General features: G+C 54.3%; 25 protein-coding genes and 1 tRNA gene. 17 read left to right on the top strand and 9 right to left on the bottom strand.

The annotated features are described in order from the left end of the window. Nucleotides 1-9 precede the first annotated feature (9 nt). A tRNA-Met gene (locus tag E6C51_RS19680) sits at nucleotides 10-86 on the top strand. A gap of 157 nt (nucleotides 87-243) precedes the next feature. Here the strand turns inward: E6C51_RS19680 and E6C51_RS20295 are convergent. Then, a complete protein-coding gene (locus tag E6C51_RS20295) occupies nucleotides 244-522 on the bottom strand; it encodes an MOSC domain-containing protein (protein WP_407920837.1) in 279 nt (92 codons plus the stop codon). 397 nt (nucleotides 523-919) lie between these two features. On the opposite strand from E6C51_RS20295, the gene E6C51_RS19670 reads away from it, so the two are divergent. Further along, nucleotides 920-1537, top strand: coding sequence for a GNAT family N-acetyltransferase (locus E6C51_RS19670; RefSeq protein WP_190237257.1), 618 nt, complete (start codon nucleotides 920-922; stop codon nucleotides 1535-1537). Nucleotides 1538-1682: 145 nt separating this feature from the next. Here E6C51_RS19670 and arsK read toward each other — a convergent pair whose 3' ends face one another. From arsK to E6C51_RS19640, 6 genes are all read right to left on the bottom strand, one after another. Then, nucleotides 1683-2897, bottom strand: a complete 1215-nt coding sequence (gene arsK / locus E6C51_RS19665) for an arsenite efflux MFS transporter ArsK (RefSeq protein WP_190237256.1) — start codon at nucleotides 2895-2897, stop codon at nucleotides 1683-1685. Beyond that, nucleotides 2894-3601, bottom strand: a complete 708-nt coding sequence (gene arsH, locus E6C51_RS19660; protein ID WP_190237255.1) for an arsenical resistance protein ArsH — start codon at nucleotides 3599-3601, stop codon at nucleotides 2894-2896. Before arsH ends, arsK begins: the two co-directional genes overlap by 4 nt. Nucleotides 3602-3663: 62 nt before the next feature. Beyond that, the gene (gene arsB, locus E6C51_RS19655) at nucleotides 3664-4725 is read right to left on the bottom strand and encodes an ACR3 family arsenite efflux transporter (RefSeq protein ID WP_190237254.1); all 1062 of its coding nucleotides are present in this window, start codon (nucleotides 4723-4725) and stop codon (nucleotides 3664-3666) included. A gap of 72 nt (nucleotides 4726-4797) precedes the next feature. Then, a complete protein-coding gene (gene arsC, locus E6C51_RS19650) occupies nucleotides 4798-5232 on the bottom strand; it encodes an arsenate reductase (glutaredoxin) (RefSeq protein ID WP_190237253.1) in 435 nt (144 codons plus the stop codon). Then, entirely contained in the window at nucleotides 5229-5447 is a 219-nt protein-coding gene (locus E6C51_RS19645) for a low molecular weight phosphatase family protein (protein ID WP_190237252.1), read from the bottom strand. The genes arsC and E6C51_RS19645 overlap by 4 nt, the downstream gene beginning before the upstream one ends. Beyond that, on the bottom strand, nucleotides 5444-5797 hold the full coding sequence (locus tag E6C51_RS19640) for an ArsR/SmtB family transcription factor (protein WP_190237251.1): 354 nt from the start codon (nucleotides 5795-5797) through the stop codon (nucleotides 5444-5446). The genes E6C51_RS19645 and E6C51_RS19640 overlap by 4 nt, the downstream gene beginning before the upstream one ends. A 553-nt stretch (nucleotides 5798-6350) precedes the next feature. Here E6C51_RS19640 and E6C51_RS19635 point away from each other — a divergent pair. From E6C51_RS19635 to E6C51_RS19580, 12 genes are all read left to right on the top strand, one after another. Beyond that, nucleotides 6351-7751 carry an ArnT family glycosyltransferase gene (locus E6C51_RS19635; protein ID WP_190237250.1) on the top strand — a complete coding sequence of 467 codons (1401 nt, stop codon included), beginning with the start codon at nucleotides 6351-6353 and terminating at the stop codon, nucleotides 7749-7751. A gap of 96 nt (nucleotides 7752-7847) precedes the next feature. Next, nucleotides 7848-8330, top strand: a complete 483-nt coding sequence (gene greA, locus E6C51_RS19630; protein ID WP_190237260.1) for a transcription elongation factor GreA — start codon at nucleotides 7848-7850, stop codon at nucleotides 8328-8330. A 272-nt stretch (nucleotides 8331-8602) separates the two neighbouring features. Then, a complete protein-coding gene (locus tag E6C51_RS19625; RefSeq protein WP_230987496.1) occupies nucleotides 8603-9295 on the top strand; it encodes a GntR family transcriptional regulator in 693 nt (230 codons plus the stop codon). A gap of 51 nt (nucleotides 9296-9346) precedes the next feature. Continuing rightward, nucleotides 9347-10180: a transporter substrate-binding domain-containing protein gene (locus E6C51_RS19620; protein ID WP_146937731.1), complete on the top strand. Its 834-nt coding sequence runs from the start codon at nucleotides 9347-9349 to the stop codon at nucleotides 10178-10180. A 120-nt stretch (nucleotides 10181-10300) separates the two neighbouring features. Continuing rightward, on the top strand, nucleotides 10301-10966 hold the full coding sequence (locus E6C51_RS19615; RefSeq protein ID WP_190237248.1) for an amino acid ABC transporter permease: 666 nt from the start codon (nucleotides 10301-10303) through the stop codon (nucleotides 10964-10966). A gap of 11 nt (nucleotides 10967-10977) precedes the next feature. Next, on the top strand, nucleotides 10978-11643 hold the full coding sequence (locus E6C51_RS19610) for an amino acid ABC transporter permease (protein ID WP_190237247.1): 666 nt from the start codon (nucleotides 10978-10980) through the stop codon (nucleotides 11641-11643). A gap of 23 nt (nucleotides 11644-11666) precedes the next feature. Next, nucleotides 11667-12443: an amino acid ABC transporter ATP-binding protein gene (locus E6C51_RS19605; RefSeq protein WP_230987495.1), complete on the top strand. Its 777-nt coding sequence runs from the start codon at nucleotides 11667-11669 to the stop codon at nucleotides 12441-12443. A 36-nt stretch (nucleotides 12444-12479) separates the two neighbouring features. Further along, nucleotides 12480-13400 carry an aminotransferase class IV gene (locus E6C51_RS19600; RefSeq protein ID WP_190237246.1) on the top strand — a complete coding sequence of 307 codons (921 nt, stop codon included), beginning with the start codon at nucleotides 12480-12482 and terminating at the stop codon, nucleotides 13398-13400. 111 nt (nucleotides 13401-13511) lie between these two features. Next, nucleotides 13512-15296, top strand: coding sequence for a chloride channel protein (locus E6C51_RS19595; RefSeq protein ID WP_190237245.1), 1785 nt, complete (start codon nucleotides 13512-13514; stop codon nucleotides 15294-15296). A gap of 143 nt (nucleotides 15297-15439) precedes the next feature. After that, nucleotides 15440-17296 carry an ABC transporter ATP-binding protein gene (locus E6C51_RS19590; RefSeq protein ID WP_190237244.1) on the top strand — a complete coding sequence of 619 codons (1857 nt, stop codon included), beginning with the start codon at nucleotides 15440-15442 and terminating at the stop codon, nucleotides 17294-17296. A 156-nt stretch (nucleotides 17297-17452) separates the two neighbouring features. Then, entirely contained in the window at nucleotides 17453-18463 is a 1011-nt protein-coding gene (locus tag E6C51_RS19585; protein WP_230987493.1) for an ROK family protein, read from the top strand. A 69-nt stretch (nucleotides 18464-18532) separates the two neighbouring features. After that, nucleotides 18533-20281, top strand: coding sequence for a GH116 family glycosyl hydrolase (locus E6C51_RS19580; protein ID WP_190237242.1), 1749 nt, complete (start codon nucleotides 18533-18535; stop codon nucleotides 20279-20281). 52 nt (nucleotides 20282-20333) lie between these two features. Here E6C51_RS19580 and nagB read toward each other — a convergent pair whose 3' ends face one another. Then, the gene (nagB, locus tag E6C51_RS19575) at nucleotides 20334-21110 is read right to left on the bottom strand and encodes a glucosamine-6-phosphate deaminase (RefSeq protein WP_230987491.1); all 777 of its coding nucleotides are present in this window, start codon (nucleotides 21108-21110) and stop codon (nucleotides 20334-20336) included. Between the two features lie 35 nt (nucleotides 21111-21145). Further along, entirely contained in the window at nucleotides 21146-22279 is a 1134-nt protein-coding gene (locus tag E6C51_RS19570; protein WP_190237241.1) for an ABC transporter ATP-binding protein, read from the bottom strand. A gap of 405 nt (nucleotides 22280-22684) precedes the next feature. On the opposite strand from E6C51_RS19570, the gene E6C51_RS19565 reads away from it, so the two are divergent. Genes E6C51_RS19565 through E6C51_RS19555 form a run of 3 tightly spaced genes read left to right on the top strand, consistent with a single transcriptional unit; the run spans nucleotide 22685 to nucleotide 25682 of the window. After that, the gene (locus E6C51_RS19565) at nucleotides 22685-23926 is read left to right on the top strand and encodes an ABC transporter substrate-binding protein (protein ID WP_146937710.1); all 1242 of its coding nucleotides are present in this window, start codon (nucleotides 22685-22687) and stop codon (nucleotides 23924-23926) included. Beyond that, nucleotides 23923-24867, top strand: coding sequence for a carbohydrate ABC transporter permease (locus E6C51_RS19560; protein ID WP_230987489.1), 945 nt, complete (start codon nucleotides 23923-23925; stop codon nucleotides 24865-24867). Before E6C51_RS19565 ends, E6C51_RS19560 begins: the two co-directional genes overlap by 4 nt. Beyond that, nucleotides 24864-25682, top strand: coding sequence for a carbohydrate ABC transporter permease (locus E6C51_RS19555; RefSeq protein ID WP_146937708.1), 819 nt, complete (start codon nucleotides 24864-24866; stop codon nucleotides 25680-25682). Before E6C51_RS19560 ends, E6C51_RS19555 begins: the two co-directional genes overlap by 4 nt. The last annotated feature ends 216 nt before the right edge of the window (nucleotides 25683-25898 follow it).

Raw genomic sequence — 25898 nt, 5'->3', positions numbered from 1 at the left:
TAACAATAACGCGGGGTGGAGCAGCCCGGTAGCTCGTCAGGCTCATAACCTGAAGGCCGCAGGTTCAAATCCTGCCCCCGCAACCAAATATCAAAAAAACCCCGTAGCAAACCCTGCGGGGTTTTTCGATTCTTGGGCCGAAATCATTCAAAATGCGACCCACAGCCCCGTCCGTAATATTGGTCGCACCGGACTGTAACGTCTTCAAAGAGAGCTTTTTGCCATTCAGCAGCAGGCAAAGACTCAAGCTCTTACTGCGCTAGTTTTTAGTACCAGTTCAGTGCCGACATCCAGACCACCTGCCGTCACCACGTCGCAATAGATGCCGAATGACCGTCGGTTGTTGCGCACAATTGCGCGTAAAACCTCAACATCGGCCTCAATATCGCGCTGCGCAATCATGGTCATGCCGCAACGTTTCGTGTGTTCCGTCACCCGCATCGATAGCCCAACGCCGTGAATTGTGTAACCGCTGCCAGAATTTGCCGGATCGAGAATGTTTAATCCGCTCGCTTTGACCAAAGCTGCCTTGGTCTATTTCGCCGCGCCGGACATTTATGCTTTTGACCAAGCAAACCCATTTGTCCACGTTGCAACAGGACCAATATGATTGAGTCTCGGATGGAGATTGTCGAATATGATGGCTGTGCCATGGTCGTTGTTCACGCCGAGCACGAGGTTCCCGATAAGTTTCTACGCTTTTGAACGATCAGGACACATAGTATGATGGAAGGGGACTTTAAGTGCAACAGTTCGTGGCGTATTTGACAATTTCGGGAGAAAGACTGCGGCAGCGCGCGCCTATTCAGCGAAAGTGATTACGAAGGAGCGGATGATTAAATAGTGCAGACATTTTTCGCATCGCGCGCAAGTTAGCGCGCTATGGCTAATATTAACGCCGTTTCAGAGGTTTAACGACATGAATCATACCGCGCGCTCCGAATCTATTTGCATTCGTAATGCCCGCTCATCCGATGAGGCAGCGGTGCTGGATATTTGCTTGCGCACGGCCGATCGTGGTCTTGATGGTACGCATTGCTATAGTGATCCCAGGCTTCCAGGCTTTGTATGGGCTTTGCCCTATCTGCGGATCTGCCCTGAAAATGCCTTTGTGATTACCTGTGACGACGTGGTGATGGGCTACTGCGTTGCTGCTTCTGACACCGTTTTTTACGAGAACCGCCTTGAAGCCGAATGGTGGCCGATGTTGCTCGTTGAGCTTCAAAATTTTTCTGCGACGACGGCGCAGGATGCTAATGTGTTGAACTATATTCGAAAAGCCCCTCGGACGCCGCAGGAGATAACAGCTTCCTATCCTGCCCACTTGCACATCAATCTCCTGCCAGCGCTGCAAAAAGGCGGTTATGGCGCGAAACTAATTCGCCACCAACTGCAATCTCTCCGTCACGCCGGTGCTTGCGGTGTTCATCTCGGCATAGACCCGCGCAATGAGGCGGTCGTAGGCTTTTATAGCAAATTCGGTTTTGCTGAGATCGACAGGACCCCATCGATCATAATGGGTAAAAGCTTGGTCTGAATGAATGATGCGGCAAATCGGGTTTTCGCAAGGGTAGTCATGAGAATTCTGTTAGCGGAAAAATGGCTTTTGTGCGACAGCGGGATTTGGCGTTTGGCAGAGGACATTAGAGTTAGGTTTCGCCAGCGTTCATCAAGTGCAAGAGCTACACCTCAGCTTTCTGCGCCAGCGAGGACTCGTAGCGTTGCAGGTGTGCGATGGACAGAAAGGCGACAACTGCTAAAGCGCCAAGCGCCGTTGTGATGGTAAGCGACCACATCGTACCAATATGGGCTATAGCGAACGCCAGCGCAAAGGGCGCAGTGGCAGAAACGGTTAGTCGTGCAGCCATCACCTTGCCTTGAAGCCGCCCGTAGCCATCGCTGCCAAAAAGCATCAGCGGCAATGTGCCGGTGACAATGCTGAAAAGACCGCTGCCCAGGCCAAAGACGAGAGCAAACGCCATGGCTCCCACCACGGAAGGGGCGGAAAGGATCAGGATCAGTACCCCGCCAGGGATCAATGCGGCAGCAACTGTCGCCAAAGTCAGGGGTGGCAGATTGCCACCAAGCACCATATTGGTAAATCGGCTTAGTACCTGCGCGGGGCCAAACACGGTACCGACAATGGCGGCGGTTGCCCCCAATCCGAGTCCGGACAGTAGCGGCACCATATGCACAAGAATTGCTGCGCTGACGAGCGATTGTAGCGAAAAGCCGACCACCATCAGCATAAACCCAAGCGGGCGCGACTCTGGGGCAAGACAACCTTCGATAGTTTGCGCAGTACTGCTGTGTTTTTGTGCTTCGCCCCTAGCGAGACCGTAAGACAGCCATGCATGGAGCGGCAGGCAGATCAACAGGTTAAGCCCCGCAAAGACCAGATAGACATTCTGCCATGACAGATGGGTGTGCAACAGTGTGGTTACAGGCCAGAAGATCGTCGAGGCAAACCCGGCGATCAGCGTGAGATAAGTGATGCTGCGTTGGGCAGTGCGGGGACTTGCCTGCACAAGCAGCGCAAAGGCTGCCCCATATTGCACCAGATTGGCGGCCACTTCGATGACGATCAAGGCGGTGATAAAGCCGGCTTTGCCCGGCGCATAAGCGCAAGCGACAAGAGCCGTTGCGGCTATCGCAGAGCCCGCCGTCATCACCCGTCCTGCACCAAAATGATCAATGGCCCGACCGAGTACAGGCGCGCTTAGGCCGCCCAGAAGAAGGGCTGCGGAGAGGGCGGCAAAAATCCACTCGGTGGACCAGTTCAGATCACGCGCCATATCGGGCGCTAAAATGCTGAAGCTGTAATAGAGGGTTCCGTAGCCGATAATCTGGGTTAGCCCCAGTGCGAGGATGGTAGCAATCGGCGGGCGCTCATTCATATTGATTTCAAGCCCACGCGCTGCTCAAGCTTGGCCGCCTCTTCCTTGCGTTCACTGTAGCGATCCGTCAGATAGCCGGAGGCGTCGCGCGTTAGCAGTGTGAACTTGACCAGCTCTTCGCAGACATCAACAACGCGATCATAATAGCTTGAGGGCTTCATGCGGCCATTTTCGTCAAACTCCTGCCAGGCTTTGGCAACCGATGATTGGTTGGGAATGGTGATCATCCGCATCCAGCGACCGAGAATACGTAGCTGATTGACCGCGTTGAACGATTGCGAACCACCACAAACCTGCATAACGGCCAGCGTTTTGCCTTGGGTTGGGCGCACGGAGCCAGTCGTTAACGGAATCCAGTCAATCTGCGCTTTCATAATGCCGGTCATGGCACCGTGGCGCTCAGGGCTGATCCAGACGTGGCCCTCCGACCAGAGCGACAACTCTCGCAATTCGCGCACTTTGGCATCGGTTTCGGGTGCACCATCGGGCAAAGGAAGCCCTTCGGGATTAAATATCTTCACCTCGCAACCCAAATGCTCCAAAAGCCGCGCCACCTCTTGCGCCAGAAACCGACTGAACGAGATTTTACGCAGCGAACCATAGAGGATCAGAATGCGCGGCTTGTGCTGTGATAATGGCGGACGCAGCGCATCGAGATCAGGTTGACGGATGAACTCTAGTGCGGCAGCGGGCAATTCGACCATAACAATCCCCCAATGATGATATCTGTTTGCGCAATGTCAAAAGTGGATGCCTATTTGCGGCATTATGCAGAGGTAGGTTTGTTAAAATACCTGCGGCCCATCCACAGGGCCATTTGCACCAGCAAGATCAGTACTGGCACCTCGACCAGTGGACCAATGACGGCGGCAAATGCCACAGGGGAAGCCAAACCAAAAGAGGCAATAGCAACGGCAATGGCCAGCTCGAAATTATTGCCAGCCGCCGTAAAGGCCACCGCTGTTGTGCGCGGATAATCCGTGCCAACCGATTTGGCCATCCAGAAGCTGACCAGAAACATGACGAAGAAGTAGATCGTCAGCGGAATAGCGATCATTACAACATCACCGGGCAGACGCACCACATCGCCACCCTTGAGGCTGAACATGGCAACAACGGTAAAAAGCAGCGCCGCCAGCGTAATGGGGCTGATCTTTGGCAAAAACACCGTCTCGTACCAGTCTTGCCCCTTGGTTGCGCTTAAAATGCGGCGGGACAGATAGCCCGCGACAAACGGTATGCCGAGATAGATCAGCACGGCCTCGGCAATTGTCGAGAAAGAGACATCAATCACACTGCCTTCAAGACCAAACAGGGGCGGCAGAAAGGTGAGGAAGAACCAGGCATAGACACTGAAAAACAGGATCTGAAAGATCGAGTTGAATGCCACAAGGCCTGCGACATACTGATTATCGCCTTTGGCAAGCTGGTTCCAGACCAGCACCATGGCAATGCAGCGGGCAAGGCCAATCAGGATCAGGCCGGTCATATATTCGGGATAATCGCGCAGGAAAACTACCGCCAGCACAAACATCAGCACCGGGCCGATAATCCAGTTCTGTAGCAGGGAAATGGCCAAAATTCGTTTTTCGACAAACACTTGCGGCAGTTGCTCAAACCGCACTTTCGCCAGCGGCGGATACATCATCAGGATCAGTCCAATGGCGATGGGCACATTGGTGGTCCCCACAGACAGGCTGTTGAGGGCGGCGGGCAGGCCGGTGAAAACCGTGCCAAGCAAAACGCCAAGCGCCATGGCGGCAAAAATCCAGACCGTCAGATAACGATCAAGAAAAGATAGGCGTAGTGTTGGTTGTTCGGGGCGCATTTGGCGTTTTCCTGACAAAGAGATGAACCGCAGTCCTCCAAACAAGACGGCGGCAAACGGAAGCACATGAAGTCAGATGACGCGATGGCCGCGCTGATCAATCACAACCTCACCATCCTCCTTGGCAAAAGCTGCTTGCTGGGCAGTGGGCAGAATATCAAGCACCGCTTCCGAGGGGCGGCATAGTTTGACGCCCAAGGGTGTAACAACAATCGGGCGGTTGATCAGAATCGGATGCTCTATCATTGCATCCAAAAGTTGCGCATCGCTCAACGCCGGATTGCCCAGACCAAGCTCGGCATAGGGTGTGCCTTTTTCGCGCAAAACTTCGCGCACAGGAATAGCCATGCGGGCAATCAATTGCTCCAGCAATGAACGCGATGGCGGTGTTTTCAAATATTCCACCACATGCGGTTCAATACCGGCATTGCGGATCATCGCGAGCGTGTTGCGCGAGGTGCCGCAGTCTGGATTGTGGTAGATCACGATATCAATGGGATTGCTCATGCAACGTTGGGCCTTTTATGAGTGAAGCATTCAAGCACGTCGATTTCCTTCAGCCTGATCAGCAGGCTCAGGCGCTCGAAGTTTGCCAGCGGCAGAGCAGCAAAGGCACCGAAGCGCAATTTTATGTCGTGGAGAACCGTGGTGTAAGCGTTGCGCTTTTGCGGGTCCTTGCCGTCAATGGCTGCGGGGTCTTCAATCCCCCAATGGGAGGTCATGACGTCACCTTCTCTGAAGAGCAACACGGCGTGAGATCAGCAATCAGCGGCGCACAAAGCTCTGCATTACCGCCGCAGCAATCTTTGAGCAGAAACAGTGTCAAGGCGCGCAATTTTTCTGGTTCTGCACGGTAAAGTATAATTCGACTGTGCCTTTGCGATGTGACAAGCCCAGCCCGCGACAGAATGTTGAGATGCGCCGACATGGTGTTTTGCGGCACAGCAAGGGCGCGGGCGATATCCCCAGCCGGCATTCCGTGTGGTTCGTGGCGAACGAGCAGCCGAAAGGTTTCCAGCCGGGTCGGCTGGGCGAGTGCTGCAAGGATGAGAATTGCGTTTTCATTTTCCATATATCCAGAATAATGGAAATAAATATGCTGTCAAGCTTACCTGCAAGTAGATGCCTTCATCGAGCCCCCTTTTACCAATCCCTGCAAACCGTGCGCTCACGTTGACATGATGGATGATAGCAGCTTCAGGTCTGCGTCAGGATTGGGGCTTAGCATTCGCCAAACATACAGCACCGTGCGCCATATATGGCGCACAAAGGATGCGATAACGCGTTCAATCTGCTGTATAATTTTCTCTTTAGATCGATTTCGATCTAAAGACTTGTGCGGAAGAATTTGAGGATTGAGCGATGGATCGGCTGAAAATCATAAGCAAGCGCTTCTCTTGGTGGGCGTCTGCACAGTCTGTAAAATATGGCTGGCATAGGTTCGTTGCTGCAATTTCTACCGACAGCATAAATTTCGTTCTTCAACGATTTAAAATGGAGAAAAATTATGCAGTAGCGCCGGTCGCAGGCGCATGTTATCCGAGAAAAAATTGGTAGGCTGAAGAGTGCTTGTCACGCCATACGGCGGATCCTTGAAGATGAAAATACTGTGAAAGTTGAGTGAAATGAACAAGGATCGTGCCATTGGTTGGGGTTTGGTCTCTCTCCTCGTTTTGAGATTAGTGGCGATGTGGTGGGTGCCGCTCACCGACCCTACAGAGGGGCGTTATGCGGAAATTGCCCGCAAAATGGTCGAAACCGGCAATTGGATAACGCCGCAATTTGACTATGGCGTACCTTTTTGGGCAAAGCCTCCATTGCATACTTGGGTTTCGGCCATTGGAATTGCGCTGTTTGGTGCCAATCCTTTTGCCGCAAGACTTGGCATTTTGCTGGCGACACTCGCGACACTGGCCATTATGTGGCGATGGGGATGTTCGGTTGTCGAACGGCGAACAGCCTCTGTTGCCGTATTGTTGACTGCAAGTTCCGGGTTGTTTTTCGTCTGCGCCGCCTATGTTCAGACTGATATGCTCCTGACGCTTGGCGTCGTTGCCTGTATGGCTGGCTTCTATGGCGGATTGAAAGGTGATCGTCGTTGGGGATGGTTGTTTTTCATCGGCATCGTTATTGGCCTTTTGGCGAAAGGCCCTGTTGCAGGCGTTCTTTCAACCTTTCCGATTTTTATCTGGATGCTCTGGCGCGGCGGCTGGCGCGACCTTGGCCGTTTGCCATGGCTTGGCGGCACAATCATGTGTGTGGTGCTGGTTGTGCCCTGGTATGTTGCAGCAGAAATCGCCACGCCGGGCTTTCTTCACTATTTTCTCATTGGTGAGCATATCCAGCGCTTCTTGCAACCGGGATGGACAGGTGATCTTTATGGTGCGGGCCGCGAACAGCCAAGAGGAACGATCTGGTTGTTCTGGATCGCCGCCACCTTGCCCTGGAGTCCGCTTATCCCGCTTTTGATTTGGCGGCAAAAAAAGGGGTGCATGACTGACAAAGATGGTCTGCGGCTCTATCTTTTGCTGTTTGCGCTCACGCCCCTGTTGTTTTTCACCGCGGCGGCAAACATTTTGATCGCCTATGTGCTGCCCGGCATTCCCGCGGCGGCCATGCTGGCGGCGATCTTGTGGGCGCAAACCGGGCGTCCCGGCGTGCGCTGGATGACGATTGGCATGATTGAAATCATCGTGCTTGTGCTGGCCATTATCGGAGCGTCGTTTATGAGCGTCAGCACGTCGCCTTTGCCAAGCGACGGTCCGATTGTGTCGGCCTTTCCTGGGACGGGTCGCCTTGCTATCCTGGATTCGCGCAGCTTCTCTGCTGAATTTTACACAAAAGGCAAGATCACCCGCCTTAAGACCCTTGATGAGCTTGCTCAATGGATGAAGCCTGGCGACGGTGTGCTGGTGCGCAAAGACGAGCGCGCAGCCTTTGTGGGCCGGTTCGGTACCTCTATCCATCCTTCGGTTGAGGATGCAAATTACATTCTCTTTATCTGGAATGGTCCTGCAAAAACCTAGATCGGGCAGACTTTGGGCATGGTGTTGAACAACGGAGTTGGAGCGTGAACAAAAACCACGCAGGATCGTTATTCTGCGTGGTGAATGGAGATTGCTATGAGTGTTGCGTTTACGAAGGAAGAAAGTGCTGAAACAGCCGCGGAAACGCAATTGCCTGAGCGCGCCATTTCGCCTCATCCAAACTTTGTTACCCCGTCAGGCCTTAAAATGCTGGAATTGCAGCTATTGCAAGCTCGGACTGATTATAATGCAGCCAACACTATTGAGGATGTCAATGAGCGGCGGCGTCAAACGGCCAACCCTTTGCGGGACATCAATTATTTTACGGAGCGCCTCCGCACCGCTCAGGTTATGCCCGAGCCGATATCGGACGAGCGTGTGGCCTTTGGCAGCACAGTGACCTTTGCACGAGATGACGGGCGTGTGCAGACCTATCGCATTGTCGGAGAAGATGAAGCGGACCCGAAAGCTGGATCAATCTCCTATGTGTCGCCCGTTGCAAAGGCGTTGACGGGGAAAATGGTCGGAGATGAGGTAAGTTTAGGGGCCCAGGTTCTTGAGATTACCGCGATCAGATGAGCTCTCCTTACAGCACCGTGCGCCATATATGGCGCACAAAGGATGCTTTAACACTTTAAATCTGCTGCATAATTTTCACCTTAAATCGATTCCGATTTAAGGAATTATGCAGTCGGTGAGGTGGGGCAAACGCGTTGCTTCAAAGGGATGCTGTGCTTTTATTGACATGGGTGATTGTCTGGTTGACTCCCGTTTTTTGCTGTGATTGATTGTTGACAATCGATCACCGAGCATAAAGGCCCGCCATGAGCGTCCCACCGTCGCAGAATTTTATGCGCGTTCCCAAGGCGACGTTTCGCGCGCATATTGCCGATGGCTTGCGAAATGCGATTTTAAGCGGAGAAATTGCGCCGGGCGCGCAAGTAACAGAGCACAGCTTGGCCGAGCAGTTTGGCGTCAGCCGGGGGCCATTGCGTGAGGCCATGCGCCAGTTGATTGATGAAGGTCTTCTTGTCACGGTGCCTTACACAGGCACCCATGTGGTGGAGCTTTCTGTTGAGGATGTCCGCGAAATTTATTCTCTGCGGGTGACGCTCGAAATATTTGCATTTGAACTTGTCTGGTCACGGCGTGATGAGGGTTTTCGGCGCGGTCTTCTGGCGCGCCATGCCGCTCTCACGCATTGCATTGATGCACAGGATGATGTCGGTAGCATTCACGCCGAGCTTCAGCTTCACGGTTTTGTTTATGAGGCGTCCGCCCATAAGATTTTGATCAAGACATGGGAAAGTATTCGCGGCCGCCTTCAGCTCTATTGGGCAGCCCACCACCGTGCCCACGGAATTCGCGGGCCGCGTCGTGATGGTCACGACAGCTATGTTGCCTGCGCGCTTGGTGATGATCTGGCCGCGATGCGGGCTGAGATCCAAAATCATATGGCGCGGGGCGGGCAACAGACAGAAGATTTTCTATTGGGTCTGGCAAGGCGAAAAGACCCGACCACAATCGCAGAAACAGCACCATAAGAAGCCTGAATGGCCATTTAACAAGGTTACGAACCACAGAGGACGAATTCCATGAACACCAATCGCAGAACATTTCTGAGCCTCTCAGTGACGGCTTTGGCCAGCAGCGCATTGCCAGTCTTTGCGCAAGGCACGTCGACGCTCGACCGGATCAAGCAGGACAAGCAGCTTCGCATTGGTGTGACCTCGGCCGAACCCTGGTTTTTCAAAGACCCGATGACGGAAAAATGGACCGGCGTTGGTGTTGCCATGGGTGAAAAGCTTGCTGCCAATCTTGGCGCAACTCTGGTGCCGGTTGAAACCACCTGGGCCAATGCAGTAGCGGCATTGCAGGCCAATCAGATTGATCTGATGTTTGTTCTGGACCCCACTGAAGAGCGCAAGAAGGCCATCGATTTTCCGCAAGCCCCGCTGTTTTATTATGCCATGGGCGCTCTGGTGGCGCAGGATTCGCCTATCAAATCATGGGAGGATATTGATAAATCCGGCATCCGCATTGGTGTGACCTTGGGCACCTCGCTCGACAAAAATGTTACGGCCATGGTCAAGACAGCGGAAATAAATCGCTTTTCCAACAATGACGAGGCCATTGCCGCTTTTGCCTCTCGCCGCGTGGACGTGGTGGTGCAGTTTCACCCCGCTTTGGTGGTGCAATATGCTCGATTGAAACTGGGTAAGGTCATTTTGCCAACACCTGTTAATCCCGTTGCAACCAGCGCAGGCCTTCGGAAGGAAGCCAACCCAGCCTTCCGCGATTGGGTGAGCGAACAATTTGCCACGCTTTACAAGGAAGGCGTGCCGGATCAAATCTTTGACGCCTATTTGAAATCCAAAAACATTGACCCCAAGGGCATTCCCGGTCTGGTCAAGGAAGCCTGGCAATAAGCAAATAGACTTGCGGGGAGGGTTTTCTCCTTCCCGCCCAGGTTCTCCTCACAACAAACCGAGAGTCGCCAGTGTATCCTGTGCGGCAAGGGCTTCGCACGTCTAAAGGGTTCAGCCGTCATGAACTACCAATGGGATTTTTCCGGTGTCTTTGCGAGGTGGGATCTGCTGCTCACGGGTTTGCTGAACACAATTAAAATCGCGGGGATTTCGATTGTTCTCGGTGTGCTGGTTGGTCTTGTTCTGGCCTTCGCCAAGCTCTCTCCACGTCGATATTTCTCTCTTCCGGCGTCGATTTTCATTGAGTTTTATCGCAATACACCGCCGATCATTCATTTCTTCTGGTTCTTTTATGCCCTGCCGATGCTGGCCAATATCAGCCTTGATCCTTTCACGGCGGCCGTGCTGGCGCTTTCCACTCAGTCAGGTGCCTTTTATGCCGAAGTGTTTCGCGGCGGCATTGTTTCGATCGAACAGGGACAATGGGAAGGGGCAAAATCGCTTGGCATGGGCCATGCGCAGATGATGCGCCGGATTATTCTGCCGCAGGCGATGACCCGCATGTTTGCGCCCTTTGTCGAGCGCTCGTTCGAGCTGATCAAAACCACGGCTCTTGCCTCAACGCTGGCCTATGCTGATCTGCTCTATCAGGCAATGATTGTGAACAGCGAGACGTTTCGACCTTTGGAAGTCTACACCACAATTGCCCTGATGTACGTCATCTTGCTGGTCACCGCCAGCACGCTTGCGCGTCTCGCTGAGGCGCGCCTGACAGCCTATCGCTAAGGAGTGCTGTGATGAATTATCAGTTTGATTTTCCGCTCATCCTTCAAAGCCTGCCCGTGCTGCTTCGTGGTTTGCTGGTGACGGTTGAACTGTGGGTGCCCAGCATTCTTCTGGGGTTGATGGGCGGCTTTCTGCTCGCCTTGGCGCGGCTTTCGAAACATGCAAGCCTTCGTGTGCCAAGCCTCATCTACATTGAGCTGTTTCGCGACACGCCAGTGCTGATCCAGCTCATCTGGTTTTTCTATGCCTTTCCGATCATCATCGGTGTGCAATTGTCGCCGTTTACCGCAGCACTGCTGGGCCTGGGGTTGAACACCTCGGCCTATAGCGCCGAGATTTTTCGAGGCGGCATCCAGTCCATCGGTCATGGTCAATGGGAAGGTGCAAAGGCGCTGGGCATGCGCCATTCCAAAATTCTGCGCCGGATCATTCTGCCGCAGGTGTTCAAGCGCATGCTGCCGGCCTTTACCAACCGCGCGATTGAGGTTGCGAAAATGTCGTCGCTGGCATCGGTGCTGTCGGTGCATGAGCTGATGTATCAGGGGCGGCTGTTGAGCTCGACCTATTACCGCCCGCTCGAAATTCTCACCACGGTCGCCTTCATTTATTTCGTCCTCATCTACCCCGGCACTTGGCTGTCTGCGCGCCTTGAAAAGCGCCTTGCGGCAAAAGCCTGATCGCGCTGGTTCAAGGAGCCCCCATGAGTGAGCCTATTCTTCAGGTGTCAAACCTGCACAAAAAATTCGGTGATCTTCACGTTCTCAAAGGTATTGATTTTTCAGTCAAACCCGGCGAGCGCGTGGCCATTATTGGCGGCAGCGGCTCTGGCAAAAGCACGTTTCTACGCTGCCTGAATTTTATGGAAATGCCCACCAGCGGCACCGTTGCCCTTGACGGCAAAGAGATTGGCAAACCAACCGGCAAGGATGGTGCGCGCCGCTACCCCGAAGCTGAGCTTTGTGCCGTGCGCGAGCGCGTTGGCATGGTCTTTCAGCAGTTTAACCTGTTTCCCCACATGACGGTGCTGGAAAACACCATGGAAGGACTGTTGACCGTCAAAGGCATGAAGCGTGCGGCGGCAAAAGAACGCGCCACAAAGGAGCTTGCAAAGGTTGGCCTTGGCGGAAAATTCGATGCCTATCCGGGTCGCCTGTCTGGCGGACAGCAGCAGCGCGTGGCCATTGCCAGATCGCTGGCAATGGAGCCGGAAATTTTGCTGTTTGATGAGCCAACGTCCTCGCTTGACCCAGAGCTGGTTGGTGAAGTGCTCACCGTGATCCGCAAGCTGGCCGAGGAAGGCCGCACCATGTTGCTGGTCACCCACGAGCTTGGCTTTGCCTATCACTTCGCCACCAAAGTGATTTTTCTGGCCGATGGTGTTTTTCACGAAATAGGCACGCCCGATGAGGTTTTGAAAAATCCAAAGCAGGAGCGCACTCGCGCGTTTCTCAACCGCTTTACCGAATTTGCGTTCTGATTGAGCGCATCTGCCACAAAAACAAGGACTTTTACCATGAATGCAGTCGCCGCCAGCAATACCAGCTCTCAGGGCTATGTGGCCGATTCTCGCAACGATGACGTTTTGATTTACGTAAACGGGGAATATTTCAAACGTGACGAGGCCAAGGTGTCGGTGTTCGATGCCGGCTTTGTGTTGGGTGATGGCGTTTGGGAAGGGGTTCGTCTCGTCAACGGCAAAATCATCGCATTCGATGAACATCTGGATCGGCTTTATGAGGGTGCCAACTCCATTCAGCTTGATATTGGCATGACCCGTGAAGAGCTGACCGCCACGCTCTGGCAGGTGTTTGAGAAGAACGGCATGACAGATGGTGCCCATGCGCGCCTGATGATTACGCGCGGCAAGAAAAAAACGCCCAATCAGGATCCCCGTTTTGCCATGGGGCAAGCGACCATTGTCATCGTTGCCGAATTCAAGCTGCCCAAGCCAGAGTCCAAATCAAAGGGTCTGTCGCTTTTGACATCTGCCGTCCGATGCAGCACGCCCGATGTGTTTGACCTGCGCCTGAATTCCCACAGCCGCCTGAACTTCATTCATGCGCTCATTCAGGCCATCAATGCCGGTGCCGATGAAGCCTTGATGCTCGATCCGCATGGCTTTGTGGCAAGCTGCAATTCCACAAATTTCTTCATTGTGCGCGGGGAGGAATTGTGGACCTCGACCGGACGTTTCAATTTCAACGGCATCACTCGTAAAAAAGTCATAAAGCTCTATGCAGAAGCGGGCTACGTTGTGCGCCAGCATGATTTTACCCTGGCAGAAGTTTATGGAGCGTCTGAAGCCTTTGTGACCGGCACACTTGGCGGCATTACCCCGGTGACCCGTATTGACGGTCGCCCGGTGGGTGATGGCAAGCCCGGTCCCGTCACCCAGCGCATTGCCGATCTCTATGCCGAATTTATCTCGCGCTAGGGTTTGTCAGGAAAACGTGGAATCCGCTTTTCCGTAAAGACAAACGAAAGCAAAGAATTTTAGAGTCCGTCCGATCGCAATCGGGCAGACTCGAAAAGCGGAGCAGATTGGATGGTCAATCTTGACCAGTCCGGGGGCGTCAAAGCGACGACCCCGGACAGAAAATTGTTCAAAATACCGCATCGTGTGCGCGCTATTGTGCGTGCAGACGAGACCTGGCTTGTTGTGCTTGCCGCTTTCATTGGAGTCATGGCGGGCGGCTGTGTGGCGTTTATGGTGGCAAGTATTCAGTGGTTTCACCACGTTATGTTTGCCATTGAGGGCACCGAGGTGAGTGGTGCGGCCTATATCGAGCCTTGGCGCGCCGCTCTTCTTCCCGCCATTGGCGGCATGGTGTTGGGCTTGGTCGGCTGGATTTCTTTGCGGCGTGCCCGCATCGCCATCATTGACCCGGTGGAAGCAAACGCGCTGCACGGCGGACGCATTCCCATGAGTGGCAGTCTGCTTCTGGTGCTGCAAACCATGATTTCCAACGGATTTGGTGCCTCCATCGGCATGGAAGCCGGTTATACGCAGATTGGTTCGGCGATTGCCTCGCGGCTGGGACAAATCTTTCATGTGCGTCGTGGCGATCTGCGCATCTTGGTGGGCTGTGGTGCCGCCGGTGCCATTGCTGCCGCCTTTGATGCGCCTTTAACCGGGGCGTTTTATGCCTTTGAGCTGATTATCTCGACCTATTCCATCGCCTCACTCGCACCCGTGGTGGTGGCCTCTATTACCGCCGTTGGCGTGGTGCGTTTATTGTTGACCCAGCCATCCTTTGAGGTTGGTTTCGCAGGAAACTTGAGCGCGTCGGATTACTCGCTGGTGCTGGTCATGGCCATTGTCAGCGCGCTTGTTGCCATCATCATGATGCGCACGGTCACGCTTGTGGAGATGCTGTTTGCCAAAAGCCGCCTGCCGGTGTGGATCAGGCCCACACTGGGCGGTTTGTGCGTGGGCGCGATGGCGCTGGTAACGCCTGCCGTGTTGTCATCAGGGCATTCGGCACTGCATGTCGGCTTTGGTGCCTATTATACCGTGCCCGTTCTTTTGACGATGATTTGCCTCAAGGTTCTGGCGTCCGCCATCTCTATTGGCTCGGGCTTTCGCGGTGGCCTTTTCTTTGCCTCGCTGTTTTTGGGTGCCATGCTTGGCAAACTGGTGGCGATTGGCTGGATGATCCTGTTTGGCCTGCAAATTCCGGGGCTGGTGGTGGCCATTGTAGGCATGTGTGCCATGGCCACCGCCGTGCTGGGTGCGCCACTGACCATGGCGTTTCTGGCGCTGGAAACCACGGGCAGTCTGCCGCTGACCATTGCCGTTCTGGCGGCTGCCGTGGTGTCATCGGTCACAGCGCGCCGTATTTTTGGCTACTCCTTTGCGACCTGGCGTTTTCATCTGCGGGGTGAATCCATCAGGAGTGCCGCAGATATTGGCTGGATTCGCGAACTCACGGTTGGCCGAATGATGCGCAAAGATGTCCGCACGGTGACGGACGACACGGATATTGCAAGGCTCCGCCGCGATTTTCCTCTCGGCGCAACGCAACGTGTCATCGTCGTTGATCGCATGGAACGCTATGTGGGCATCGTGCTGATTGCCGAGATTCATGGCGAAGTGGCGGAAGGAAGGACAGCGCGGGATCTGGTGCATTTCGCCGATACCGCCCTTTTGCCGAATTTAAATGTGCGCGAAGCGATGAAGGCATTTTCAACCGCAGAAGCCGATGCACTTGCCGTGATTGACAGCGCCGAGAGCCGAAAAGTGATTGGTTTGCTGGCCGAGCAACACGCCATGCGCCGCTATAATGAAGAGCTGGATCGCCGCCAAAACGAAGGAAATCCATACACTTGACATCGAGAATACCAAGCTCTGTGGCGGATCATTTTCTTCAATGAGGGCGTTTCTTGGCAAATGGGGTTGAAATGCGTGCTGAAGGGTGATCCGATCACCCAGTTCAGTCCTCGTCTTCTCCTTGATTAAAAGCCGAGAACAGCATGTCGATTTCAAACAGATTATATCGGCCTTTTGAAAATTTTATTCGGCCTCTCGATATTGCCTATCGGCCCATGCCAATGAAGGGGCCCTTCGCGGTTCTCATGCATTTTATTGGCATGTTTCGCGGTGTGCTGATTGCGCTTGCGCTGTCATCCATGGCGATGGAAGCCATCAATCTCGCCATTGTCTGGGGGCTTTCCGTCATTGTCGATGGCGTGAGCCAAAAGGGGGCGGCGCAATTTTTGCAAACGGAGTGGCCGCTTCTGGCATGTCTCGGGGTTTTGATTTTCCCGATCATGCCCATCGTTTCCTTTTTGCTCAACACGCTCAATTCGCACACGCTGGGCATTGGCATGCCAGCGGCCATTCAATGGCAGGGGCACAAAGCTGTTGAGCGCCAGGATCTCGCGTTTTTCCATGATCTGTTTGCAGGGCAGGTGGCCTCGCGGTTGCAGCAGGTGTCATCCGCTGTTCAGCAGCAAATCATTGCCGCTTTTCAGGTGGTGCCACGCTTTTTGTTGCAGCTTGTCGGCTCGGTGTTTCTGCTGCTGACCCTGTCCTGGCAGCTTGCCTTGCCGGTGGCGGTCTGGATTGCCCTGAATGTCGCGCTCAGTGTCAAGCTGGCACCGATCTTCACCGAGCGATCGCGCAAAACGGCCAAGCAACGCAGTCTGGTGTCGGGTGCCATCACCGATCTTTACAGCAATATGCAGATGGTCAAGCAGTTTGCAGCCGAAGACAGCGAAGCCGGGGCCGTTCGACGGATCATTCAAAGGAGCATTGATACACAGCACGCCGAGCAGCGCATCTATCGCACCTCAGAACTGATTGTTGTGGTCATCAACATGGCGCTGTGGCTGGTGATGTTGTGGATTGGCTTTGCAGGCCTTCTTCACCAGACCCTGACAGTTGGTGAGTTTGTTGGCTCCGTCTATATTCTGCAAAGACTGTCGACGCAGATCTATATGTTCTTGGCCGTGGGCCAACAGATTTTTCAGGCCATGGGCACCATCAAGGACGCCATGCCGGTGATGACCACGCCGCCAACCATCACCGATCAGCCTGATGCGGTAGGCCTTGAGGTGAGCAAGGGCGAAATTCGTTTTAAGGATGTCTGTTTCGCCTATAAGGCGGGAAAACCGGTTGTCGATCACTTGTCGTTGACAATTCAACCCGGCGAGAAAGTCGGGCTTGTTGGTCTTTCCGGGGCTGGAAAGACAACACTGGTCAGCTTGTTGCTGCGGTTTTATGATATTGGCGCAGGAAAGATAACAATTGATGGGCAGGATATTCGTGCCGTCACACAAAGCAGCCTTCGTCGCAGCATTGGCGTGATCGCTCAGGATGTGGCGCTGCTGCATCGCTCGGTTGGCGATAATATCCGTTATGGCAGGCCAGAGGCCAGCCGGGAGGCCGTGGAGGCGGCTGCGAAAGCCGCCAAGGCTGATGGTTTTATCGCTGACCTCACCGATGGTGAAGGGCGCAAAGGCTATGATGCTTTTGTGGGCGACCGGGGCATCAAGCTTTCCGGCGGTCAGCGGCAGCGGGTTGCCATTGCCCGTGTGCTGTTGAAAGACGCGCCAATTCTGGTGCTGGATGAGGCGACCTCGGCGCTCGATAGCGAATCAGAAGCCGCCATTCAGGAAAAGCTCGACCTTGTTATGCAGGGCAAGACCGTGATTGCCATTGCCCATCGGCTTTCAACCATTGCCATGATGGATCGCATCGTTGTTTTGGACCAGGGCCGCATCATTGAAGAGGGCAGCCCTGCTGCGTTGATCGAACGAGACGGTTTGTTTTCCCGCTTGTGGCTGCGGCAAACCGGCGGCTTTATGCCTGAAGATCTTGGTTCCTGATCTCGCCTTTACCATCATTCATACCGACGCTCTTTTTTGCAATCCTGAATTGTCTTCTTTGAAGGCGTTTCAGTTATTGCCCTCGCACGCTTGACAGATGCCGAACCACTCCATAATAAATTCGTCAGCGTACCGAACAAAATAAGGATGAGCTGCGTGTCTGGTTCGGCCAACAAATTCAATGTCGGAATATCCATTGCCTCTCATGAACGCGAAGGCGGCTCTCAGCAAAGCTGCGTGATCGGCATAGACCTTGGCGGCACCAAGCTGCTCGCCGGGATTGCCAACGTGGACGGTGATATTTTGACAAGCATTGAACAGCCAACCCTTCATGGCGAAGACGGCTCTGTGCTGGATCAAATGGTTGCGCTGATTAGCACACTTCTTGCCAAATCTGGTCGCTCCAGCGCTAATTTGCTACGGGTGGTCATCGGTGTACCAGCGGCGGTGGATCCCAAAACAGGCCTCGCATCGCTATCGCCTAATTTGCGCCTGCCTGCAGACCGTTCCCTCGCCGACGCGATGATGGCAGGCTTAAGCGCGCAAAACATTCGCTGTCCGGTTGTTGTTGAAAACGACGTCAATCTTGCCGCCCTTGCTGAGGCCACCGTGGCTTTGCCTAAGGGTGATGACACCCTGGCCTTTATCTCTTTTGGCACCGGTGTCGGCATGGGGCTGGTGGTCAATGGCGCGCTTTGGCGGGGTGCTTTTGGCCGGGCAGGGGAGATTGGTTATCTGCCTTTCGGTGCGACACCGCATGCCGACGCGCCTCAGTCCGAAAATGGTCTGTTTGAGGATGCCGTTGGTTCAAAGGGTATTCGTGCCCGCTTTTCTGCCGATAATCAAACCGTGACCGACCTGTTCGCTGCCGCAAGGCGGGGCGATGGTCCGGCGCAATCCGCCATTGATGACATTGCCCAAAATGCCTCGGTTGGGCTGGCGGCGGTCCACGCCTTGCTTGATCCATCCATGACGGTGATCGGCGGTGGCATTGGCACACAGATTGAGTTTTTTGAGGCGCTCAAGCGTCACTTGAAGCCTTTGCTGCCTTTTGAGTGCCGGATTGAGCCTAGTCAGTTCGGCGGGCAGGCGGGAATGATTGGGGCGGTTACATTGGCCCTTCAGGGTGCCGCCGAACATTTTGAAGGCTTGCAGAAAGTGTGTTGAGTTTTTGTTTTTCGCTGGGTGGAAGCAATGGGTGCGGGCAAATTTGAGGCAGCACCAAAGGAGAGCGATATGGAACAGGTGAAACCATTGGCGCAGGCCAGACAAGACGGTCTGGTGGAAAGCGAAAAGCCTTTGCAATTGGCCTTTATGGCCCCGCGCCTGCAAGGTGATTTCTTCCCGGAAGGTCGTCTGGAGCTATCCCTTTGGGGTTGTGGCCGCATGGCCAATATTTTTCTGGCCCCATGGAGTGGTCCTTTTACCTATGCGCCAAATCGCATTACTGCGGACGGCCATGGATTATATGTGGCCCAATCGGCTCCGGTGCTGGCCATTGTCGGCGCATCGATCAAGTCTGTTCGCCCGGCCCGCCGCTGTGCTTGGTGGGGCACACTGACTGAGCCGCAAAAGATTGTCCGGCAGGGTGCGCGGCGGATCGCGACAACCCCTTGGGGCATCACCATTGTTGAAGAGCGCGGCAATGGCGTGGTGGTTATTGCTGCAGGCGCAAGCGTTGAGGAAGCCGAACGCGGCATGGCTCTCTCAGTCGATGCCATCATCGCCGAGGCGGGTGCCTATATTGAGCGCTGCGACCTTCTGCCGGTCGCGCCTCCTCTGTTGCGCAGCATGGCTGTGCAAAGTGCCCATGCTTCGCTCTCCAGCATTCGCCGCGCGGAAGATGGCTCGTTCCTCGGTCTTGCCGCCGGTCAGGCCTATAGCGCGCCAACGCGGACCTATTATCGCGATGGTTATTGGACACTTCAGGCGCTGCTGTTTCTTGATATTGAGGCAGTGCGTGGCCAGATTGATCTGTTGGCCACGGGCATCCAGCCGGACGGCGAGGCACCAAGCGGCGTGATTTTGACGGGGCCGAAGCAGGGTGAGGAATGGGAGAAATTCCGCACCACCAATGTCGATTACATGGAGCATACGCGCCGCACCGACTGGTGGAGCGACCATTTCGACAGCCCGCTGTTTTTCATTCTCACCATCGGTGACTACATTCGTGTCAGTGGCGACAAGACGGTTTTGACCAAGCATTGGCAGACGGTTGAGACGATTTTCCGTCGGTATCTTGGTTTCGATCACAATGGCCTTGGCCTGCCGATGAAGCCGCGCCACGACCGCGATTGGGCGGATAACGTCTATCGCCATGGCTATGTGGCCTATAATCTGGGTCTGTGGATTGGCGCGCTGGATATTCTGGCGAAATATGCTGGCGACATCAGCGCTGGTGTGGCGGAAGAAGCTCGCCAAACGGCGATCAAGGCACGTGCCTCGCTCGATGAGGCACTGCTGACCCCCGGCGGCTGGTATGCGGATTACGGCACCAAGCAGGATTTTCTGGAAGATCACCTGACGCTGGACAGCCTGACCTTGCTGCGGTTTGAGGCATGCGACAAGGAGCGCGCCAGGATTGTGCTTGGCAAGACTGAGGCGATGCTGGAAAGCCGCAACAACGATAAGCAGCCCTACGGTGATTGGGGCGTGATGTGCGCATGGCCTCCGTTCAAGCGGCCTGCGGACACCCGCGCCAAATCAGCCTTCGCCTATCGCTACCACAATGGCTCCGACTGGCCTTATCTTTCTGGCCTCTATGCCGAACAGCGTTTGAAATACGGCCTGAACGGCTGGGATTATCCAATGTTGCGCTGGTGGAAAACCAGCCTCGAAAACGGCTGGATCGGCTCTGTTGAGTATTTTGCGCCACCCTTTGGTCGGGGCTCGCTGCTACAGGGCTGGACTGGCATGTCTGCGGCAGCCATTTTGGAATACAGGCCGCAGGTTGAAGCCGCAATTGCTGCGGGCTTGGTAGAATAGACGAAAATGGCCGGGGAGACCCGGCCATTTTCTATTGTTTATGTTGCTTTAATCAGGCCGCAAATCGGGTGCTCGCGGCGGCTGAGTCGAGAAACCACAGAACATGATTGTGGGTTTGCAGCGCCGAGGCCGGGCAATCGGGTGAGAACGAGCCGCAATGCGCATCACGTACTGCATCGGCCTTTGCAGCACCTGTGGCGAGCACCACAATTTCGCGTGCGGACAAGATCGTGCCAATCCCCATAGTGATCGCGGAGCCCGGCACTTTGCCACCGTCAAAAAACCTGGCATTGGCGGCCAGCGTGTCCTCATGCAATTCCACAAGACGTGTACGGCTATCAATGGCCGAGCCAGGCTCGTTAAAGCCGATATGGCCATTGCGACCGATACCGAGCAATTGCAAATCAATGCCGCCAGCTTGAATGATCATGGCTTCATAATCATTGCCAGCGGCAGCTGACGCATCAAGGGATGCCTCCGGCAAAAAGGTCTTGGTCTTGTCAATATCGACATGATCAAAAAACAGCCTGTCCATGGTGCTCCGATAGGAACCGGGATCAGATGGAGCCAAACCGGCATATTCATCGAGATTGAATGTGCTCACATCTGAAAACCGGACATCGCCGCGTTTATAGGCCGCAATCAGATGAGCATAGACCGGCTCCATGGTTGCACCGGTTGCAAGCCCCAGAACGGCATTTGGCTTTGCCTTGACCGTGCTGATGATATGAGCGGCAACCGCCTGCGCTGCCGCATCAGATGTGGGAAAGATGTGCCGCTGGCTTGAGGAGGTCTGCATGGTCAGTGTGCCTTCGTCGTGGATGAGCAAGTCCAAAATATCAAACCGAAATGTGGAGTGATGCTTTATGATGATGCAATCAGGGTGCCGTCTGCTCCGCGCTTGGCAAAAGATAAACCGCTTTCACCATGAAAAATATGAATGCTGGCCGGGGTGACGCCAAATTCAATCAGATCATTTTCGGCCACCGCAACATGGCCGGAGAGATGCACAATGGTGGACGTGGTGTTGCCCTCAATCTTTCCATAGACATAGGTTTCGGTGCCAACACTCTCGGCATAATCGGCGCGGAAGTTGATTTTATGGTCATCGGCGGACGATTGCGCGCGCAAATGGAAGTGATTGGGGCGAATGCCTAAGGTGACGCTCTGGCCGACAGCAGCAGTTGCGCCATCCACCGGAACCGCCACCAGCCCAAGACCAGCAACCTCGACGGTGACTTTTTCAGCCTCCGCCAGATGAATTTTGCCTTCATAAAAATTCATCTGAGGTGAGCCAATAAATCCGGCCACGAATTTATTGGCCGGAAAATCAAACAACTCGAGTGGTGCGCCAAATTGTTCGAGATTGCCACCGTTCAGCACCGCAATGCGGTCGGCCATGGTCATGGCCTCAATCTGGTCGTGGGTCACATACACCATGGTTGCGCCCAGTCGCTTGTGCAGGCGGCTGATTTCGCCACGGGTCTGAACGCGCAAGGCAGCGTCGAGATTGGAAAGGGGTTCGTCAAACAGAAAGATTTTTGGATCGCGCACAATGGCGCGGCCAATGGCCACACGCTGGCGCTGGCCGCCAGACAATTGTTTGGGCAAGCGATCAAGCAAAGGCTCAATGGCCAGCATGCGGGCAGCCTCTGCCACTTTGCCATCAATCTCCTGCTTGCTGAGTGAGAGGTTTTCCAATCCGAACGACAGGTTTTTGCGCACCGTCATATGCGGATACAAGGCATAAGACTGAAACACCATGGCAATGCCGCGATCTCCAGGCTGAAGGTGGGTCACATCCTCATCGCCAATCAGGATCTGGCCTTTCGATGTGGTCTCCAGACCAGCAATGATTCGCAGCAGCGTGGATTTTCCACAGCCGGATGGGCCGACCAACACCACGAATTCGCCGTCGTTCACCGCCAGATCAATTCCGTGGAGAATAGGGTGGGCTCCATATTGCTTGACCACGCTCTTCAGCGTTAGACCTGCCATTGTCTCTTCCCTTTGCTTGGTTGCTCCGCGCAGACTATGAGGCGCGAACACAATTCATAAGTTCACTCTGCGTATTTCGTCATAGTTCGTCAAGGTGCCGAACATAAAATTCGACAAACAGGCGTTTCTTGCAGCCGATATGGGAATGCGCGCTTGACACTTTCTTTTTCTCATATTTAATTCGTCTTGGTAACGAACAAATTCGAATGGCATTTAATTCTACGTCTGCACGATTCCTTAAATGTGCAATTCGGTTTGGGGAGAAGATTGTGCAGCAGGTATAAAGAGCAAGAGGAAGCCCCTGCGGTCAGATATGACGCAGGGCGCTTTTGGGTAGCTCGCTTCGAACTTTTCGTGAAGCACGGTTCATCAGGGGCAGGAGTCCTTGGAAAAAAGGGGAATGTGATGAATATTTTGAAGTGGATGGGCAGCACCGCATTGGCTGTTGCGGTCATGGTGTCAACAGCATCAGCAGCCCAGCTCAAGGTTCTCTGGTATATTGATGACGATGCTCAGGAGGCGGTTGTTCGCAGCCTTTTGGATGAATACACAGCCGCTCATCCTGAGACGACCTTCGATCTCCAGATCACGCCTTACAGCGGCATGATTCAGAAGTTTCAGCAATTTGCGGCCTCTGGCATCATGCCTGATGTTGCGCTGACATCGTCGATGGAGCCGATTATTCGTCCTTTCCTGGCTGACTTCAATAAAGAGATCGGCCCTGAGTGGATCAATGATTTCGTCAAAGGCTGGGCCGATGGTGCGAAGCTGGGCGACAAAGTTATTGCAGCCCCACTGGATGTGACCTCCACCGGCATGTTCTTCAATACCGATGCCTTCAAAAAGGCTGGTGTGGAAATTCCATCTCAGGAAAAGGGCTGGACCTGGGAAGAGATCGTTCCGAAGCTGAAGCAGGTAGCTGAAAAATCCGGCACGCGCTACCCGTTGGTGTGGGATGTCTCGGCTAGCCGCTGGATTGTGCATCAGTTCCAGTATGGCAATCACATTTTCTCGGAAAAAGCCCCCGTCAAGGTGGTGATGGATGACGCCAAGTGGACCAAGTCCCTAGATGATTTCATTGCGATGACCAAGGATGCCATGCCGCCGGGTCTGTGGAGCGGTGCAAGCTCGGACAATCCAAAAGAGCTGTTCATGGGCGGTCAGGCCGTTGCCTACATGTCTGGTAGCTGGCAGATCCCGACCTTGGCTGAAAAGGCTCCCTTTAAATGGCAGGCCGGTCCCACGCCTTACGGCACGGTTCGCTCGTCCATCTATGGCGGCGATTATCTGGTGGCCTTCAACACCAGCCCCAACCTGAAAGAATCGGTCTCCTTTATCAAGTGGATGACAGGACCAAAGGCGCAGGCTGAATTTGCCAGAAAAATGGGCGTCATTCCCGCCAATTTGAAGGCTGACACCGTGGACTATGGTAACACCATGGCTTCTGACGCGGTCAAGACCATGCAGGGTGAGCTGAATGCCAGCCCGGTCTATGCTGCCACTGACCAGGCCTGGCCACAGATGCAGTCCGTCTGGGGTCCAATGAAGGCGGCGGTGTCGCAAGCGGTGGCTGGCCAGATCACCTCGGCAGAGGCGATTGCCCAGATTCATAAAGCAGCTCAGGACGCAGTTGAGGCCCAGCAGTGAGCGCTCATCTCACAAAGACACAGACGGCGGCCACACGGCCGTCGTTTTTCCAATGGCGGACGCTGCGGCGCTTGTCATGGCCGTATTTTTTGATCCTGCCGACCATGGCGCTGATCGTGGCTTTTTCTCTCTATCCGCTATTGCAGGGCTTTTACATGTCCCTGTTCAAGCGCGGGGTGGTGGTTTTGCCGCAGGTGCCGCAAACGCTGCCGCAATATGTGGGCTTCGATAATTTCATTCACCTGCTCGACAATGCCGATTTCAGGGTCACATTGCTGAAAACGGTCGGTTTCGTGGTCGTTGCCGTTCCGTTGAATATTATCCTGTCCTTGTCTCTGGCCATTCTTTTGCAACCGCAGACCCGGCTGTTTGCCTTTGCCCGCACGGTGGTTTTCTTTCCATCGATGATCAGCCTGCTGATTATCGGCATCACCTGGCGCTGGCTGTTTGGCCTCAATAACGGTCTGGTCAATTATCTGCTCTCACTGGTCAGCATTGCACCGGTGCCGTGGCTTGAGCAGGATACGATGGCGCAGATTGCCGTGGTGGTAGCCTGGGTGTGGTGGCAGGCGGGCGTCAATATGATGATCTTCTTGTCAGGATTGACGGCAATTTCACCGGATTATTACGAGGCAGCTTCGATTGATCGCACCAGCAAATGGCGGCAATTTACCCATATCACCCTGCCATTGTTGCGCCCGACCATGGCTGTTGTGTTGGTGCTGTCGTCCATTGAGGCCTTCAAGGTCTATGAACTGGTGGTGTCGCTGACTGGCGGTGGTCCGGGCAAGGCGACTGTTTATTTGATCCAGACGATTTATGACACGGCATTCCAGATGCCGATGAAGGCGGGCGTTGCCGCAGCCCAATCGGTGGTTCTGTTCTGCGTTTTGATGGTGCTGGCCATCATTCAGCTGCGCGTTGCGAGGAATGCAAAATGAAGAATCCTTATTCCCCTGCGCGGTTGGTCCTTCTGGCACTTGTTCTGGTGGTTTTCATGCTGCCGCCCATCTGGCTGTTTTTGTCGGCGCTCAAGCCGCAGGCAGAGATTTTTCAGTGGCCGCCGACATTGTTTCCTGAGCATCCAACGCTCGTGAACTTCATGAATACCATTTCAAAGGCGCGGTTTTTCATCTTCTTTAAAAACTCCGCTATTGTGTCGGTGCTGTCCGCTTTGCTGTCTGTCACCATCAGCGTGATGGCGGGCTATGCGTTGGCCAAATTCCGGTTCAAGGGTGACACGATTTTCTTTTTGCTGATCATGTCATCACTGATGGTGCCATTGCAGATCATTTTGATCCCGGTGTTTCTGGTGCTGAAAGATCTGGGCATGCTGGATACGCTGGCAGGGGTAATCATTGCACCAGCCGCCACACCGACCGGCGTGTTTCTGATGCGGCAATATATTCTCAACATACCGGACAGCCTGCTTGAGGCAGCCCGCTTGGAGAAAACGCCGGAATGGCGAATTTTGTGGCGCATTATTGTGCCTTTGTCGCTGCCTGCTATTGGCACATTGCTGGCCTTTAATCTGGTCTGGCGCTGGAATGATTACCTCTGGCCCTTCCTGATCATCACCAATCAGGACCAGTGGACCTTGCAATTGGCCATTGCCAATTCCATTGGCCGTTTTGGTATCGATTGGCCAAAGCTGTTGTCCATGTCGGTGCTATCCGTTCTGCCGGTTCTGGTGGTGTTTACCGCTTTGCAGCGGCTGATGATGGGCGGCATTATGGCAGGTGCCACCAAGGAATAATCGAAATTACGCCAGACGCAAAACACCTGCAGATGAGGCATCGTCTGCGGGTGCACAGTACACGACGCATAGGTTTTACCGTGTAGCTCACCCCCCTCTGTCCTGCCGGACATCTCCCCCTCATGGGCAGGCCTATCGCATATGGTGAATGAGCTCGAGTAGGTATTTCTCGTTCCATGCGGCCTTTTTGAGTTTTCGTCGCATGGGAACCCTTTC

It is taken from the genome of Gillisella terrae, from assembly GCF_004801395.1.
Classification (GTDB): domain Bacteria; phylum Pseudomonadota; class Alphaproteobacteria; order Rhizobiales; family Rhizobiaceae; genus Allorhizobium; species Allorhizobium terrae.
The sequence above is the reverse complement of the archived record's forward strand: the minus strand, read 5'-3'. Positions and strand labels throughout refer to the sequence as shown.